Here is an 18,300-nt window from a genome sequence, read left to right as displayed (position 1 = left end):
AGCGTGTCCACGATTCCCATTCCAGGCAAAGCAGGATGCTTACCGATGCACTTCAGCGAACTGATGGCTGCTCTTTCCACCCGTGCGATCCGACTCCAGCGTGAAGACCAGGACCTGATCGTCCTCGGCGATGACGATACCCTGGACGACAGCTTGTGGGAGGCGTTGTCACGGCACAAGCCGGCGTTGCTGGAGATGCTCGCCGAACGCGATGACGACTGGCTCAGCCCGGCCTTCCGGATCACCCCCGACATGCTGCCGCTGGTCACGCTGGACCAGGAAGCCATCGACCGCATCGTCGCCAGCGTGCCGGGCGGCGCAGCCAACGTTCAGGACATCTACCCGCTGGCCCCGCTGCAGCAGGGCATGCTGTACCACCACCTGTCCGCCACCGAGGGCGACCCGTACCTGTCGCAGGTGCAACTGCGCTTCGCCAGCAAAACCCACCTGGAAGCCTTCGCCGAGGCGCTGCAGTGGGTGATCCAACGCCATGACATCCTGCGCACCGCGCTGCACTGGGAATACCTCGACCAACCGGTGCAGGTGGTCTGGCACGAGGCGACGCTGGTCCGCGAAGCCGTGCCAGTCGCTGGCAGCACAGCCCTTGCTGAGCTGTGCGCGCGCTTCGACCCGCGCCAGTATCGTCTCGACCTGCGCCAGGCACCGTTGATGCAACTGATGCACGCGCAAGGCGAGGGCACTACGTGGGTGGCGCTGCTGATGTTCCACCACGTGGTGATGGACCATACCGCCCTGGATATCGTGCGCCGCGAAATCCAGGCGCACATCGCTGGCCAGTCCGACCGACTGGCGGCCCCCATGCCGTTTCGCAATGTGCTGGCCGCCGCTCGCCAGGCACTGGATGAGGACGCCCATGAGCGCTTCTTCCGCGAGATGCTGGGCGACATCGATGAGCCCACGCTTGCCTTCGGCCTGCAGGACAAAGGTGATGTGCAACTGGAGCAAGCACGCCTGACCCTGCCACCTACGCTCAGCCAGCGCCTGCGCAGCCAGGCCCGGCAACTCGGCGTGAGCCCGGCAAGCGTGTTGCACCTGGGCTTTGGCCGGTTGATTGGGCAGCTGTCGGGCCGCCAGCAGGTGGTGTTCGGCAGCGTGCTGCTGGGCCGCATGACCACCGGCGACGGCAGCGAGCAGGCGCTGGGGATGTTCATCAACAGCCTGCCGTTGCGCATCGACCTGGGCCCAACCAGCGTGCGTGACGCCCTGCTGGCCACCCACCGACGGCTCAGCGCCTTGCTCGGCCACGAACAGGCGTCGCTGGCCCTGGCCCAACGCTGCAGCGGTGTGGCCGCGCCGGCGCCGCTGTTCAATAGTCTGCTCAACTACCGGCACAGTGACGCCGGTGATGCCGCCGAGATCATCCCGGTGGCTGCTGGCATCGATATCGTCGGCGCCGAGGAGCGTACCGATTACCCGCTGACTGTCAGCGTCGACGACCTGGGCGACGCGCTGCGCCTGACCGTGCAGAGCCTGCCAGCGTGGAGCGCGTCACGCCTGTGCGCGCAGTTCGAACAGGTATTGGCAAGCCTGGTCGACGCCCTGGAACACACCCCCACGGCAGCGCTGCAAGGGTTGCAGGTATTGCCGCCTGCCGAGCGTGATCAGGTACTGCAACAGTTCAACCACACCGCCCAGCTTTATCCGCAGGGGCAGACCGTACACGCCATGGTCGAGGCCCGCGCCGCCACCGCGCCAGCAGCGGTTGCGCTGTTGCAGGATGGCCAGGCGCTGCGTTACGACGAACTCAACCGCCGTGCCAACCAACTGGCTCACCAACTGATCGAACGCGGCGTTCAGGTGGGGGACCGCGTGGCCCTGTGCCTGCCGCGCAACAGCGGGCGCGTGGTTGCGTTGCTGGCAGTGCTTAAAGCGGGCGCGGCCTACGTGCCGGTGGACCCGGCGTACCCAGCTGAGCGCATTGCCTACCTGCTGGCTGACAGTGCCCCGGCACTGGTCGTGAGCGAGACTGCGGTGAACGGGCTGCCGGCCGAGGTGCCGCGCCTGGACCTGGACCCCATCAGCACCTGTACTGCGCACGACAGCAACCCACAGCGACCTGGGCTGGACGTGCAGCAACTGGCCTATGTGGTCTACACCTCCGGCTCCACCGGCCAGCCCAAGGGGGTGATGATTGAGCACCACACGCTCGCCAACCTGGTGCATTGGCACTGCCAGGCCTTTGCGCTGGACGCCGATGCGCACACGTCAAGCGTGGCCGGTTTCGGGTTTGACGCCATGGCCTGGGAGGTCTGGCCAGCCTTGTGCGCCGGGGCCACGCTGCACCTGCCACCCGCGCACATCGCCAACGAGCATGTCGATGAGTTGCTCGACTGGTGGCTGTTGCAGCCACTGAAGGTCAGCTTCCTGCCCACCCCGGTAGCGGAGCAGGCCCTGCGCCGCGAACACCAGCACCCGACCCTGCGCACCTTGCTGGTGGGCGGGGACCGCCTGCGCCAGTTCGAGCGAGCGCCAGGCTTTGCCCTGATCAACAACTACGGGCCAACCGAAACGACTGTTGTCGCCACCTCTGGGCAGGTCTTGCCCAACGGCGCACTGCACATCGGCCGGCCCATCGCCAATACCCGCGTCTATGTACTGGACGAAGGCTTGCAGCCAGTCCCGGTTGGCGTCGCGGGTGAGTTGTTCATCGGCGGCGCGCAAGTGGCGCGGGGCTACTTCAATCGCCCGGCGTTGACCGAACAGGCTTTTCTTGTCGACCCGTTCAGCGAGCAGCCCAACGCACGCATGTACCGCAGCGGTGATCGGGTGCGCTGGAATGCCGACGGCACCCTCGACTACCTCGGCCGCAACGACGACCAGGTGAAGATCCGTGGTGTGCGGGTTGAGCTGGGTGAAATCGAGGCCACCCTTGCGGCGCAGCCGGGTATCGACGCCGCCGTGGTGCTGGTGCGGGGCGAGCGTTTGCTGGCCTGGTTCACCGAGACCGCCCCTGTCGCCCTCGACGCCTTGCGCCAGGCCCTGCAGGCCCGCTTGCCGGCGCACATGGTGCCGCTGGCGTTCGTGCGCCTCGATGAGCTGCCGCTGACCAGCCATGGCAAACTCGACCGCCGTGCGCTGCCTGACCCAGAGGCCTCGCAGTTGTTTGGCCAGGCCTACGAAGCGCCCACGGGCGAAACCGAAGCGACGATGGCGGCGATCTGGGCCGATGTGCTGGGTGTGGAGCGGGTAGGGCGCCATGACAACTTCTTCGAACTGGGCGGCCACTCGCTGCTGGCGGTGACGTTGGTCGAGCGCTTGCGCAAGGCTGGCCTGCTGATCGATGTGCGGGTGCTGTTCGCCCAACCGACCCTGGCGGCCTTGGCCGGCGCGGCGGGCATCGGCCACGAAGTGAAGGTGCCGGCCAACCGGGTGCCCGCGCAGGCCCAACGCATCACGCCGAGCATGCTCAGCCTGATCGACCTGGACCAGGCAGCAATCGACGACATCGTCGCCACAGTGCCGGGTGGCGCCGCCAATGTGCAGGAAATCTACCCGCTGGCCCCGCTGCAGGAAGGCATTCTCTATCACCACCTGAGCGCCGAGCAGGGCGACCCCTACCTGCTGCAGACCCGTCTGGCCTTCGACAGTGTCGAGCGCTTGCTGGCCTGGGCCGGTGCGCTGCAAAAAGTCATTGATCGCCACGATATCCTGCGCACCGCCGTGCTTTGGCAAGGGCTGGCGCAGCCGCTGCAAGTGGTTTGGCGCAAAGCCGAGCTGGTGGTCAGCGAAATCGACGACCTGGCCGATGACGATGGCCTGGCGCGGGTTGAACAGTTGCATGCCCGGTTCGATGCGCGGCACCACCGGTTGGACCTGACCCAGGCGCCATTGACCCGCCTGTATTACAGCCTGGACCCAGCCAACCAGCAGGTGGTGGCGATTCTGCTGTTCCATCACCTGACCCTCGACCACACGGCCATGGACGTGGTCGCCCGCGAGATGCGCGCCTTGCTGTTTGGCCAGGGGCACACACTGCCGGCAGCGGTGCCATACCGCAATTACGTGGCCCAGGCTCGCCTGGGTGACCAGGCGGCCCACGAAGCGTTCTTCCGCGAGATGCTGGCGGATGTCGAAGAACCAACCTTGCCACTGGGCTATGCCGATGTGCAGGGCGATGGCCGCGGCATCGAAACGGCGTTCCAGGCACTGGACGGCGAAGTTGCCCACGGTTTGCGCACCCAGGCGCGGCAACTGGGCGTCAGTGCCGCCAGCCTCATGCACCTGGCCTGGGCGCGCGTACTGGGCGTGCTGGCCAACCGCGATGATGTGGTGTTTGGCACGGTACTGATGGGCCGCCTGCAGGGCGGCGAGGGCGCCGACCGGGCGTTGGGGATGTTCATCAACACCCTGCCGCTGCGGGTGGACACCACGCTGGCCGTGCGTGCCGCCGTGCGCGCCACCCACCGCAACCTCTCGGCCTTACTGGGCCATGAGCACGCGCCGCTGGCCTTGGCCCAGCGCTGCAGTGGCGTGGCCGCGTCCGCGCCGTTGTTCAGTGCCTTGCTCAACTATCGGCACAGCGCCGACGCGGCCACCGGCGAGGCAATCTGGGAGGGTGTGCGCCTGCTCGGTGGCGAGGAGCGCAGCAACTACCCGCTGACCCTCAGCGTCAATGACCTGGGTGAAGGTTTCACCTTCAGTGTGCTGGCTATCGCAGGGATGGGTGCGGCGCGGGTCGCCGCCTGGATGGTCAATGCCGTCACCCAGCTGCTGCAAGCATTGCAGCAAGGGCAGGAGGCGCGGGTCGACAGCTTGTCGATCCTGAGCGACGAAGCGCGCCAACAGCTGCTGGGCAGTTTCAACGCCACCGCACAGCACTACCCGCAAGGGCAGACGGTGCACGCGCTGGTGGAGGCCCGCGCAGCCGACACCCCGGATGCCACGGCCGTGAGCCAGGATGGCCAGGCACTCAGCTATGGTGACCTGAACCTGCGGGCCAACCGCCTGGCGCATCAGCTGATCGCACGCGGCGTGCGCGGCGGTGACCGCGTGGCATTGTGCGTGGGCCGCAGCGCCGAGCGAGTAATCGGCCTGCTGGCCGTGCTCAAGGCCGGCGCTGCCTATGTGCCGGTCGACCCGGGCTATCCTGCCGAACACATTGCCTACCTGCTGGCCGACAGCGCACCCGCCCTGGTGCTGAGCGAAACGGGCATTGCAGGCCTGCCTGCTGACATACCCCGCCTGAACCTCGACCAGGCCGCCGCCGATGATGCCCTGGACAGCAACCCGCACGTACCTGGGCTGGACGCGCACCACTTGGCCTACTTGGTCTACACCTCCGGCTCCACCGGCCAGCCCAAGGGCGTGATGATCGAGCACCACACCCTGGCCAACTTGGTGCACTGGCACTGCCAGGCCTTCGCGCTGGAGGCCGGTGTGCGTACCTCGAGCGTCGCAGGTTTTGGCTTCGACGCCATGGCCTGGGAAGTATGGCCGGCGCTGTGTGCCGGTGCCACGCTGCACCTGCCACCTGCGCACATCGGCAATGAACATGTGGATGAACTGCTCGACTGGTGGCTCGAGCAGCCGCTGGCGGTCAGTTTCTTGCCCACGCCGGTGGCCGAACAGGCGCTGCGCCGCGAACGGCAACACCCGACCTTGCGCACCTTGCTGATCGGTGGCGACCGCCTGCGCCAGTTCGACCGCGATCCAGGCTTCGCCCTGGTCAACAACTATGGGCCGACCGAGACCACGGTGGTCGCCACCTCTGGCCAGGTCTTACCGGGTGCGGCGTTGCACATTGGCACCCCCATCGCCAATACCCGCGTCTATGTGCTCGATGCGCATCGCCAAGCGGTGCCCGTGGGCGTCGTGGGCGAGCTGTACATTGGCGGCGCGCAGGTAGCGCGGGGCTATTTCAATCGCCCTGAACTGACCGAAGAGCGCTTCCTCGCCGACCCGTTCAGCCGCAAGCCCGGCGCGCGCATGTACCGCAGTGGCGACCTGGTGCGCTGGAACGCCGATGGCACGCTGGACTACCTCGGCCGCAATGACGACCAGGTGAAGATCCGCGGCGTGCGCGTGGAGTTGGGTGAAATCGAGGCGGCGCTGACGGCCCAGGCCGGTATTGCCGATGCCGTGGTATTGGTGCGTGGCGAGCGTCTGCTGGCCTGGTTCACCGAACAGGTGCCGGTGGCGGTCGAGGCCGTGCGTCACGCGCTGCAGGCCAGCTTGCCGGGGCACATGGTGCCGCAGGCGTTCATCCGCCTGGACCAATGGCCGTTGACCCGCCATGGCAAGCTGGACCGCCGGGCCCTGCCTGAGCCGGACGCGGCCCAACTGATCAGCCAGGGCTATGAAGCCCCTGCCAGCGAGACCGAAGCGGCCATGGCCAGCGTCTGGGCCGACGTGCTGGGCGTGGAACGGGTAGGGCGGCACGACAACTTCTTCGAGCTGGGCGGCCACTCGCTGCTGGCTGTGACCCTGATCGAACGCTTGCGCCAACAGGGCCTGCAGACCGACGTGCGGGTGCTGTTCGGCCAGCCCACCGTGGCTGCACTGGCTGCCGCGCTGGGCAAAGGTCGCCAGGTCAGCGTGCCCGCGAACCGTATTCCAGCGGGCTGCACCCACATCACCCCCGCCATGCTGCCTTTGCTGACGTTGGACGCCAGTACCCTCGAGCGCATCGTCGCCACGGTGCCAGGTGGTGCTGCCAACGTGCAGGACATCTACCCGTTGGCACCGCTGCAGGAGGGCATTCTCTACCATCACCTGAGTGCCGCAGACGCAGACCCGTACCTGCTGCAGTGGCGTGTGGCATTCGACAGCCAAGCCCGCCTGTTGGCCTTCGCCCAGGCCTTGGACAAGGTCATCGCGCGCCACGATATCCTGCGTACCGCCGTGCTCTGGGACGGCCTGGTGCAGCCGGTGCAGGTGGTATGGCGCAGCGTGCCGGGCTCGGTGCTGGTCAATAGCAGCGAAGCCACCGGGCCTCTCGACCTGAGCCAAGCCCCACTGATCCGCCTGCTGCAGACCCCACAGCCAGGCACCGAAGGCCTCGAAGCCACTCTGCAGTTCCACCACATCGCCCTGGACCACACGGCAATGAAGGTGGTGCTGGAAGAAATCCGCGATCACCTGCGCGGCCAGCAGCCCAGCCAACCGGCCGTGCCGTACCGCAACTACGTGGCCCAGGCGCGCCTGGCCATCAGCGAGGCCGAGCACGAGGCGTTCTTCCGCGCCGAGCTGGCCGACATCGACGAACCGACCTTGCCCTATGGCCTGGCCGACCTGCAGGGCCAGGCCAGCGCCTTCGAGTTGGCCACGGTGCAACTGGCCCCTGAGCAATACCGGTGCCTGCGCAGCCAGGCCCAGCAGTTGGGCGTGAGCGCCGCCAGCGTGCTGCACCTGGCCTGGGCGCGGCTGGTGGCCGCCACCAGTGGCAACGACCGCGTGGTGTTCGGCACTGTGCTGTTGGGGCGCCTGCAAGGCGGCGCTGGCGCTGATCGCGGCCTGGGCATGTTCATCAATACCTTGCCACTGCGCCTGGACCTGCAAGGGCTAGGCGTGCGCGCAGGGGTGCGCCTGGCCCACCAGCGGCTGAGTGCATTGCTGGTGCACGAGCACGCTTCGCTGGCCTTGGCCCAGCGTTGCAGCGGCGTGGCTGCGCCAACGCCGTTGTTCAGCGCCATGCTCAACTACCGGCATGGCGCCAGCCAGCCCGAGCAGCAAGCGCAACGCGAAGCCCTGGAAGGCATCCAGGCACTGCCCAGCGGCGGCCACGGCAATTACCCGCTAAGTGTCAACGTGGACGACCTGGGCGATGGCCTGCGGCTGACGGCCCAGGTCAGCGCTCAGGTGGGCGCGCAGCGTGTCTGCGACCAACTGCTGCAGGTGCTGCACGGGTTGCTGGATGCACTTGAGCACGCGCCTGACACGCCAGTGCAGCAGTTACCGGTACTGACGCCTGATGAGCGCCGGCGACTGCTGGCCAGTGCCCCGCAAACGCCTCACGACATGGCGCAACCGCTGCACGGGCTGTTCGAGGCCCAGGTACGGCGCACGCCCACTGCCATTGCACTGGTCGCCGAGGAAGGCGAGCTGAGCTATCGCCAGCTCGATGAGCAAGCCAATCGGCTTGCTCATCATTTGATCGGCTTGGGCGTCAAACCGGATGATCGTGTAGCGATCTGCGTCGAGCGCGGGCTGTCGATGGTGGTCGGCTTGCTGGCCATCCTCAAGGCAGGCGGCGCGTATGTGCCAGTTGACCCGGGCTACCCGGCTGAACGTATCCGCCACATGCTGAGCGACAGTGCGCCGCTGGCCGTGCTGGCGCACAGCGCTACCCGTGAGGTCGTACACGGCACCCCGGTGCAGTTGATCGACCTCGATCAACCTTGCTGGGAAGCCCAGCCGATCAGCAACCCTCGCGTAGCCGCGCTGAACGCGAGCCACCTGGCGTATGTGATCTACACCTCCGGCTCCACAGGGCAGCCCAAGGGGGTGATGGTCGAACACCGCAACGTGGTCAACCTGGTGCGCTGGAGCCAGCGCCTTTGCCAGCTACCTGGCAAAGGCGCTGTGCTGCACAAGACCCCGGTCAGCTTCGATGCCTCGGTGTGGGAACTGTTCTGGCCGTTGTGCAGCGGCCTACGCCTGGTACTGGCGCGCCCGCACGGCCAGCGTGACCCGCACTACCTTGCGCAATTGATCGAGGCGCAGCAGGTCAGCGTGGTGCAATTTGTGCCGGCGTTGCTGCAGCAGTTCCTCGAAGCACCTGCGAGCGCTCGCTGCGCCAGCCTCAGCGATATCGTCTGCGGTGGTGGTGAGTTGACCCAGGCGCTTGCCGCTCAGGTACGCGAGCGCCTGCCGGGTGTGCGCCTGCATAACGTGTATGGCCCGACCGAGACCACCGTCGATTGCAGCGCCTGGACGCTGGAACCGGGCGCGGACCTGCCGCACGGGGCGTTGCCGATTGGTACCGCCATCGACAATACCCGGCTGTATGTACTCGACCACTACGACCAACCCGTGCCGTGGGGCGTGGTCGGCCACCTGCATATCGGCGGCGCGGGCGTAGCGCGGGGTTACTTGGGCTTGCCCGAACAGCAGGCCGAACGCTTCATCGCCAGCCCCTTCGTTGACGGCGATCGCCTGTACCGCAGCGGTGACCTGGTGCGCCAGCGCGAGGATGGCAACCTGGTCTTCCTCGGCCGTAACGACCACCAGGTCAAAATCCGTGGCCTGCGCATCGAGCCGGGCGAGATCGAAGCCTGCCTGGTGCGTGTGCCCGGTGTGCGCGAGGCCGTGGTACTGGCTTACGATGCCCCGTCCAGTGGGCCGCGCCTGGTCGCCTACCTCACCGGTGAGCCACCCGAGGCGGACAGCCTGCGCCAGGCACTGCTGCACGACCTGCCGGAATACATGCTGCCGGCACAGTACATCCACCTCGACCAGTTGCCGTTGACGCCCAATGGCAAGCTCGACCGTAAAGCGCTGTCCGCGCCGGATGCCGCCTTGCATGAACGCCCCTACCAGGCGCCGCAGGGGCAGACCGAAACCCTGCTGGCCCAACTGTGGGCGCAACTGCTGGGCGTCGAGCACGTGGGCCGTCACGACAATTTCTTCGAGCTGGGTGGCCATTCGCTGCTGGCGGTAAGCCTGACTGCGCGTCTGCGCCTGGAAGGGCTGCAAGTCGATGTACGGACCCTGTTCGGCCGGCCTACCATCGCGGCCCTGGCCGAGACCTTGGGTCGCAACCAGCAAGTGCGGGTACCTGAAAACCGCATCCCTGCCGGTTGTACTCATATCACCCCAGACCTGTTGAGCCTGATCGACCTCGACCAACCCGCGATCGACCGCATCGTCGCGCGCGTGCCGGGCGGTGCGGCCAATGTGCAGGACATCTACCCGCTGGCCCCGCTGCAGGAAGGTATCCTTTACCATCACCTGAGCGCCGAGCACGATCCCTATGTGCTGTATTCCCGGCTGCGTTTTGACAACGGCGAACGCCTGCAAGCCTTCGCCAGCGCGCTGGACCAGGTCATCGCCCGCCACGACGTGCTGCGCACAGCAGTGCTATGGGACGGCCTGCCGCAGGCTGTGCAGGTGGTCTGGCGTCACGCCCCGCTGCAGGTCCTGCGCGACGACGATGCGGCTACCGTTGGCCTGGACTTGAGCCAAGCGCCGCTGATTCGTCTGCTTCATCGCCAGGCACCGGGCAGCGAGTGCATCGAAGCCACCTTGCAGTTCCACCACATCGTCCTCGACCACACCGCCCTGGAGGTGGTCGGTGAGGAGTTGATGGGCTTCCTGCAGGGCACGCCGCCGGTCCAGACCCCCGTGCCGTATCGCAACTACGTGGCCCAGGCGCGCCTGGGTGTCAGCCAGGCCGAGCATGAGGCGTTCTTCCACGAGCAGTTGGCGGATGTCGACGAGCCGACGTTGCCGTTCGGCCTTAGCGATGTGCAAGGCGATGGCCTTGGCATGCAAGAAGCCAAGCTGGCGCTGTCGGCCGAGCTGGCCGCAGGGCTGCGGCGCCAGGCACGGCACCTGGGCATCAGTGTCGCCAGCCTGTTCCACCTGGCTTGGGCGCGCCTGTTGGCCGCTGCCAGCGGCAAGGACCGCGTGGTGTTCGGCACGGTGTTGCTGGGGCGCCTGCAAGGCGGTGAGGGCGCCGAGCGGGCGCTCGGCATGTTCATCAATACCTTGCCGCTGCGGGTCGACCTGGGCGAGGTGAGCCTGCGCGAAGGGGCGCAGGCCGTGCATCAGCGCCTCAGTGCACTGCTGGCGCACGAACACGCGTCCTTGGCGTTGGCCCAGCGCTGCAGCGCTGTGGCTACACCGTTGCCGTTGTTCAGCGCCATGCTCAACTACCGCCATGGCGCAGAAGCCAGCGCCGAACAGCGGCAGGCGTGGCAAGGCATCGACGTGCTCGAAGGTCAGGAGCGCACCAACTACCCGTTGAGCCTGAACGTCGACGATTTGGGGGAGGGCTTCCGCCTGGTTGCCATGACCCCGGCCGATGTAGGCGCGGCGCGTATCTGTGGGCAGATGAACCAGGTGCTGGAGGCCATGGTCGAGGCGCTGGAGCAGACGCCGGAACTGCCGGTGCAGCGCTTGCCGGTGCTGGAAGCGCAGGAGCGTGAGCGTGTGCTGCTGGGCTTCAACGACACGGCGGTGGATTATGACCTTGAGCAGACCCTGCACGGGATGATCGAGGCGCAGGTGTTGCGTACGCCGGATGCGGTCGCGGTAAAAGCCGAAGAAGGCATACTGAGCTATCGCCAGCTGAATGAGCAGGCCAACCGCCTTGCGCATCACCTGATTGAGCTCGGTGTTAAACCTGATGATCGGGTGGCGATCTGCGTCGAACGTGGGCTGTCGATGGTGGTTGGCTTGCTGGCCATTCTTAAGGCGGGCGGCGCGTATGTACCGGTTGACCCCGATTACCCAGCTGAGCGCGTGCGGCATATGCTGAGCGACAGCGCGCCGGTGGCGGTGCTGGTGCACAGTGCTACGCGTCATGTACCGGATTCGGCCCAGGTTATCGACCTGGATCAGCCGACCTGGAACGCCCAGCCGTCCAGCAATCCAGTTGTCACCAGCTTGACCCCGCGTCACCTGGCCTACGTGATCTACACCTCAGGCTCCACCGGCTTGCCGAAAGGCGTGATGAACGAGCATGCCGGCGTGGTCAACCGCCTGCTGTGGATGCAGGAGGCCTACAACCTCGGCGCTGACGACGTGGTCTTGCAGAAGACCCCATTCAGCTTCGACGTATCGGTATGGGAATTCCTCTGGCCGCTGCAAACTGGCGCACGTCTGGTCATGGCGCGCCCCGGCGGCCATCGCGATCCGGAGTACCTGCGTCAGGTGATCCGCAGCGAAAACGTCACCACCTTGCACTTCGTGCCCTCGATGCTGGATGTGTTCCTGGCCCATGGTGACGTCTCGGCGGCTTCGTTGAAGCGCGTCCTGTGCAGCGGCGAAGCCTTGCCGGGCAGCCTGGTTCGACGCTTCCACGCGCAATTACCAACCGTTGAACTGCACAACCTGTACGGCCCGACTGAAGCAGCGGTGGACGTGAGCGCCTGGCACTGCGTGACGGCACCGGACAACACCCCCATCGGCAAACCGATCGCCAACACCACGCTGTACGTACTCGATACGCTGGGGCAACCCGTACCGCAAGGCGTGGCTGGCGAGCTGTTCATCGGCGGCGTGCAAGTCGCCCGAGGCTACCTGAACCGCATCGAACTGACCGCCGAACGCTTCCTCGACGATCCGTTCAGCACCCGCCCTGGTGCACGCCTGTACTGCACCGGCGACCTGGCGCGGCACCTGGCCGATGGCAACATCGAATACCTGGGCCGCAACGATGACCAGGTGAAGCTGCGCGGCCTACGCATCGAGCTGGGTGAAATCCAGGCTGGCCTGACGGCCATCGAAGGCGTGAAAGAAGCCGTCGTGGTCGCCCGCGACCAGCGTCTGGTGGCGTATTACACCGGTGAGCAGCAGGCCGCAGACGTTCTGCGCACGGCATTGCTGGCCCACCTGCCGGAGTTCATGGTGCCCGCGCTGTTCCTGCACCTGGACGCATTGCCCCTGAGCCCCAACGGCAAACTCGACCGCAAGGCTTTGCCACTGCCGGACACCGAAGCCCTGCAAAACCGTGCGTACGAAGCCCCAGAAGGCGAAACCGAAACCCTGCTGGCAACGATCTGGGCCGAGCTGCTGGGCGTTGAGCGGGTAGGGCGGCATGACAACTTCTTCGAACTGGGCGGCCATTCGCTGCTGGCGGTGACCCTGACCTCGCGCCTACGCCAACAAGGCCTGCATGCCGATATCCGCGTACTGTTCGGCCAGCCGACCTTGGCAGCGCTCGCCGCTGCGGTGGGCGGTGAAACCCGCATTAGCGTGCCAGCCAACCGCATTCCGGCAGAGGGCACACGCATCACGCCGGACATGCTACCGCTCGCCGAGCTGTCCCAGGCGGCCATCGACACCCTGGTCGCGCAGATCCCCGGTGGCGTGGCCAATGTCCAGGATGTCTACGGCCTGGCCCCGCTGCAGCAAGGCATCCTCTACCATCACTTGGCCAGCGAAGGCGCAGACCCCTACGTGCTGCAGGCACGCTTTGCCTTCCCGACGCAATCCGAACTCGATGCCTTTGCCGCAGCGCTCGACCAGGTCATCGCCCGTCACGACATCCTGCGCACCAGCATCCACTGGCAGGGCCTGGAGGAGCCCGTGCAGGTCGTCTGGCGCACTGTGCCGGCAGTCGGCGCAGCCGTGCGCGGTGATGAAAGCAGCACCACGCTCGACTTGAACAAGGCCCCCTTGATCCGCCTGCTCCCTAGCCACGGCGAGGGGCGCGTGGAAGCCACGCTGCTGATCCACCACATCATCCTCGACCACGCAGCCGTCGAACAGCTGGTGGCCGAGATCACCGCTGTGCTGCAAGGCCAGGCCCTGTCGCAGGCCAGCGTGCCCTACCGCAACTATGTGGCGCAGGCACGGCTGGGCGCCGATAGCCAGGCTGACGAGGCACTGTTCCGCGAGCTGCTGGGCGACATCGACGAACCCACCACGGTATTCGGCCTACGCGATGCGCTCAGTGACGGCAGCCGTGTGTTGGACAGCCGTCTGGCCCTGGACACGGCGCTGGCCGGCCGTTTGCGCGAGCAGGCCCGCCTGCTTGGCATCAGCGTCGCCAGCCTGGTGCACCAGGCCTGGGGGCAGGTGCTGGCGCAACTGTCAGGGCGCGAGGAAGTGGTGTTCGGCACGGTGTTGCTCGGTCGCCTGCAAGGCGGCGAGGGGGCTGAACGGGCCCTGGGCATGTTCATCAACACCTTGCCGCTGCGAGTGAGCGTGGGTGCCACGGCGGTGGCCGAGGGCGTACGCCTGACCCACCAACGGCTGGCCCGCCTGCTGGCCCATGAGCAAGCCTCGCTGGCGTTGGCTCAGCGTTGCAGTGCAGTCCCGGCGTCTCAGGCGCTGTTCACCAGCCTGCTCAACTTCCGCCACAGTGCACCGGCCAAGGCCGAGCTGCGCCAGGCCTGGCAGGGTATCGAGCAACTGGCCGCGCATGAGCGCAGCAACTACCCATTGGTGGTCAACGTCGACGATGTGGGCGACGCCTTTGTGCTGACCGTGCAAGCGGTGCCGGAGGTCGATGGCGCGCAGGTCTGCCGCCTGCTCAGCACCGCCCTTGAGCAACTGGCCCAAGCCCTTGCGCAGGCGCCGACCACGGCCCTGCACAAGGTGAGCCAACTGGCAGTTGCCGAGCGCGAACTGGTGTTGCAAGGCTTCAATGCCACCCGCCGCGATTACCCACGGGAACATGCGCTGCACACCCTGTTTGGCACCTATGCCGCGCTCAGCCCGGCTGCACCGGCGGTGGTTCACGGTGGCCGGCAGTGGAGCTATGAGCAGCTCGAACAGCACGCCAACCGCCTGGCTCACCACCTGCTCGCCCTGGGCGTGCGCCCTGGCGATCGTGTGGCCCTGCTGCTGCCCCGCAGCATCGAGTTGCTGGCTGCGCAACTGGCGGCGAGCAAATGCGCGGCGGTCTTCGTGCCGCTGGACAGCAACGCGCCTGCCGAGCGCCAGGCCTTCATGATCGAAGACAGCCAGGCGCGTGTCTTGCTCACCTTCAGCAGCGAACAGCGGGTAGGCAATGCCCTGCGCGTCGAGCTGGACCGCCTCGACCTCACCGGGTACGCGCAGCAGTCGCCGGGCCTGGCGGTAGCTGCCGAAAGCGCCGCCTACATCATGTACACCTCCGGCTCTACCGGCACCCCTAAGGGCGTGCAAGTGCCGCACCGGGCCATCGTGCGCCTGGTGATCAATAACGGCTTTGCCGAATTCACCTGCCAGGACCGTGTCGCGTTCGCCTCCAACCCTGCGTTCGACGCCAGTACCTTGGAAGTCTGGGCACCGCTGCTCAACGGCGGCACGGTGGTCGTCATCGACCAGGACCAGGTGCTGTCGCGTCAGGCATTGCGTGAGGTGTTGCTGGCGCAGCGCGTCAGCGTGCTGTGGCTGACTGCCGGCCTGTTCCATCAGTTTGCCGATGACCTGCTGCCGGCATTCGCCAAGCTTCGCTACCTGATGCTGGGCGGCGATGTGCTGGACCCGGCCATCGTCGGCCGGGTGCTGCGCGAAGGCGCCCCACAACACCTGCTCAATGGCTATGGCCCGACTGAAGCTACCACCTTCAGCACCACCCACCTCATCGCCACGGTCGGCGAGGGCAGCATCCCGATTGGCAGGCCGATCGGCAATGCCCGTTGCTATGTGCTCGACGCCCGTCAGCAGCCGTTGCCGGTTGGCGCGGTCGGTGAGCTGTACATCGGCGGCGCTGGCGTCGCCTTGGGGTACCTCGGCCAGCCGGCTCTTACCGCTGAGCGCTTCCTCGACGACCCGTTCAGCCGTGAGCCGGGTGCGCGCATGTACCGCAGTGGCGACCTGGCCTGCTGGCAGGCTGATGGCACCTTGCGTTACCTGGGCCGTGCCGACCAGCAGATCAAGCTGCGAGGCTTCCGCATCGAGCTGGGTGAAATCGAAGCGCGCCTGGGCGCGTGTGCCGGTGTGCGTGACACGGCCGTGGTGGTGCGTGAGGACGTGCCCGGTGACAAGCGCCTGGTGGCCTATTTCACCGCCAACAACCCGGCCCCTGGCATTGCCGAACTGCACCAACAGATGCAAGGCCAGTTGCCGGACTACATGCTGCCAGCGGCCTACGTGTGCCTGGATGAATTGCCGCTGACCGCCAACGGCAAGCTTGACCGCCGTGCCTTGCCGCAACCCGGCAGCGAGGCAGTACTCAGCCGCGCCTTCGAGGCGCCACAGGGTGAGGTCGAAACCACCCTGGCGGCGATCTGGGCCGACCTGCTCAAGGTCGCGCAGGTCGGGCGCCACGACCACTTCTTCGAGCTGGGCGGCCATTCGCTGCTGGCCGTGACCCTGGTTGAGCGCATGCGCAAGGCCGGCCTCAGCGCCGATGTGCGCGTGCTGTTTGCCCAGCCCACCCTGGCGGCGCTGGCCGCCGCCGTGGGCAGCGGTCGCGAGGTGCAGGTGCCCGCCAACCGTGTGCCACACACGGCCCGCCACATCACCCCGGACATGCTCAGCCTGATCGAGCTCGACCAGGCCAGTATCGACCGTATCGTCGCCACGGTGCCGGGTGGCGCCGCCAATGTGCAGGAAATCTACCCGCTGGCCCCGCTGCAGGAGGGCATCCTGTACCACCACTTGAGCGCCGCACAGGGCGACCCGTACCTGCTGCAGTCGCGCCTGGCCTTCGACAGCCTGGCGCACTTGCAGCGCTGGGCGGGCGCCTTGCAGCAGGTCATCGACCGGCACGACATTCTGCGCACCGCAGTGGTCAGCGAAGGGCTTGCGCACGCAGTACAAGTGGTTTGGCGGGAAGCGCGGATGCAGGTGAGCGCAATCGAAGGCCTGGCTACTGGGTCGGTGATCGATGCCTTGCAGGCCCGCTTCGACGCCCGTCACCAGCGCCTCGACCTGTCGCGGGCACCCTTGCTGCGCCTGCTGCATGCCGATGACCCGGCCAACCAGCGCGTGGTGGCGATTCTGCAATTCCATCACCTGGCCCTGGACCATACCGCCATGGAAGTCATCGCCAGCGAGATGCAGGTGTTGCTGGCGGGCCAGGGCGAACGCTTGCCGGCGCCAGTGCCTTATCGCACCTATGTTGCCCAAGCCCGCCTTGGGGCCGACGATGCCAGCCATGAAGCGTTCTTCCGCGAGATGCTGGGGGACCTTGATACCCCGACCTTGCCGTTTGGCCTGAGCGACGTACAGGGTGACGGCCACGCTATCGAAGAAGCCCACCTGGTCATCGACGCCAGCGTGGCGCGCGGCTTGCGCGAACAGGCTCGGCAGCTGGGCGTGAGTGCCGCGAGCCTGGCGCACCTGGCCTGGGCACGGGTGCTGGGTGTGCTCGCCAACCGCACCGATGTCGTGTTTGGCACCGTGCTGATGGGGCGCTTGCAGGGCGGTGAAGGGGCCGACCGGGCGTTGGGCGTGTTCATCAACACCTTGCCGCTGCGCATCGACTTGACTGCACCGGTGGCGCAGGCGGTGCGCGCCACCCATCAGCGGCTCTCGGCGCTGTTGGCGCACGAGCATGCCTCGCTAGCGTTGGCCCAGCGCTGCAGTGGCGTGGCCGCGTCCACACCGTTGTTCAGCGCCTTGTTCAACTACCGCCACAGCACGGCAGGGGTGCCTGCCGACGGCGATACCCACAGCCAGGGTGTTCGCCTGCTGGGCGGTGAGGAGCGCAGCAACTACCCGCTGACCCTGAGTGTCGACGACCTGGGCGAAGGCTTTGCCTTGAGTGTGCTGGCCCAGGCAGGCATTGGCGCCGAGCGGGTCGCTGGCTGGATGAACCAGGCCCTGGTCGAACTGCTGCAGGCGCTGACGCAGTCTGCGGCCAAGCCGGTCGAGGCATTGTCGATCCTGGACCCGGTGGCCCGGCAGCAGGTGCTGGAAGCGTTCAATGCCACCGCACGCGACTACCCGAAAGGGCAGGCCGTGCACGCCCTGGTCGAGGCCCAGGCGGCCCGCGCACCGCAAGCGGCAGCACTGGTGCAGGATGGCCAGGTACTGAGCTACGGCGAGCTTAATCGCTGCGCCAACCGCCTGGCGCATCACCTGATCAGCCGCGGGGTGAAGGTCGGCGACCGGGTGGCATTGTGCTTGCCGCGCACCCTGGAGCGCCTGGTCGGCCTGTTGGCCATTCTCAAGGCCGGTGCGGCCTATGTGCCGATCGACCCGGCCTACCCAGGCGAACGCATCGCCTACCTGCTTGAAGACAGCACGCCGGCATTGGTGCTGGTCGATGCGGCCACCCTGGCGCTGGTGGGGGACACCCCACGTGTCGAGCTGCACCGCGATGCCTGGCAGGGCGCAGCCGACAGCAACCCCTGCGTGGCAGGCCTGGATGATCGCCAACTGGCGTATGTGATCTACACCTCCGGCTCTACCGGCCAGCCGAAAGGGGTGATGGTCGAGCATGCGACCCTGGTCAACCTGGTGCACTGGCACTGTGAGGCCTTTGCCTTGAAAGCCGGCAGCCATACCAGCACGGTGGCCGGTTTTGGCTTCGATGCGGTGGCCTGGGAGGTGTGGCCGGCGCTGTGCACGGGGGCCGTGCTGCACGTACCGCCCGCACGCATTGCCGGTGAGCACGTCGACGAATTGCTCGACTGGTGGCTGGAGCAGCCGCTGGCCGTCAGCTTCCTGCCCACACCCGTGGCCGAACAGGCGCTGCGCCGCGAGCGTCAGCACCCGACCTTGCGCACGCTGCTG

Annotated in this window: 1 protein-coding gene (only partly in view); it reads left to right on the top strand. The window is 66.9% G+C overall.

All coding sequences use genetic code 11. The features are described 5' to 3' along the window. Window positions 1–45 precede the first annotated feature (45 nt). A protein-coding gene (locus HU764_RS12920) for a non-ribosomal peptide synthase/polyketide synthase (RefSeq protein ID WP_186715091.1) crosses the window boundary here: on the top strand, window positions 46–18,300 show its 5' portion. Its footprint extends 4,077 nt past the window's final position; the window shows 18,255 of its 22,332 coding nt (coding positions 1–18,255); it begins with the start codon at window positions 46–48; its stop codon lies off the right edge, out of view.

Source organism: Pseudomonas kermanshahensis, assembly GCF_014269205.2.
GTDB lineage: Bacteria > Pseudomonadota > Gammaproteobacteria > Pseudomonadales > Pseudomonadaceae > Aquipseudomonas > Aquipseudomonas kermanshahensis.
Note: the sequence above shows the minus strand (reverse complement) of the source record. Positions and strands in the feature narration are given on the sequence as shown.